This is a genomic window from Klebsiella sp. 4_1_44FAA (assembly GCF_000238715.1).
GTDB classification, from domain to species: Bacteria; Pseudomonadota; Gammaproteobacteria; order Enterobacterales; family Enterobacteriaceae; genus Klebsiella; species Klebsiella pneumoniae.
Genome location: NZ_JH414858.1, coordinates 1 through 670, shown reverse-complemented (window position 1 = coordinate 670; position 670 = coordinate 1). Strand labels below are relative to the sequence as shown.

The window sequence follows — 670 nt, the reverse complement described above, 5'->3', positions numbered from 1 at the left end:
AACCTGTGCATTTTGGTGTACGGGACTATCACCCTGTACCGTCGGACTTTCCAGACCGTTCCACTAACACACAAGCTGATTCAGACTCTGGGCTGCTCCCCGTTCGCTCGCCGCTACTGGGGGAATCTCGGTTGATTTCTTTTCCTCGGGGTACTTAGATGTTTCAGTTCCCCCGGTTCGCCTCGTTAACCTATGTATTCAGTTAACGATAGTGCAACGAATTGCACTGGGTTTCCCCATTCGGACATCGCCGGTTATAACGGTTCATATCACCTTACCGACGCTTTTCGCAGATTAGCACGTCCTTCATCGCCTCTGACTGCCAGGGCATCCACCGTGTACGCTTAGTCGCTTAACCTCACAACCCGAAGATGTTTCGTAAAACATCATCGTGTCGCGAAAATTTGAGAGACTCGAACACACATTGACTGTGTGTCGTTTCAATTTTCAGCTTGATCCAGATTTTTAAAGAGCAAATATCTCAAACATCACCCGAAGATGAGTTTTGAGATACATCGGCACGCGTCTTTCACTCACGAACCAGCAAGTGGCGTCCCCTAGGGGATTCGAACCCCTGTTACCGCCGTGAAAGGGCGGTGTCCTGGGCCTCTAGACGAAGGGGACACTGAAGTCTCAATCGCAAGACGCCTTGCTTCTCTACTTTCATCAG

General features: G+C 50.0%; 1 tRNA gene and 1 rRNA gene. Both read right to left on the bottom strand.

The features are described 5' to 3' along the window. Positions 1 to 358 (bottom strand): 23S ribosomal RNA (locus HMPREF1024_RS0128000); the annotation flags it as partial. 190 nt (positions 359 to 548) lie between these two features. After that, positions 549 to 624 (bottom strand) — tRNA-Glu (locus tag HMPREF1024_RS00040). Positions 625 to 670 lie beyond the last annotated feature (46 nt).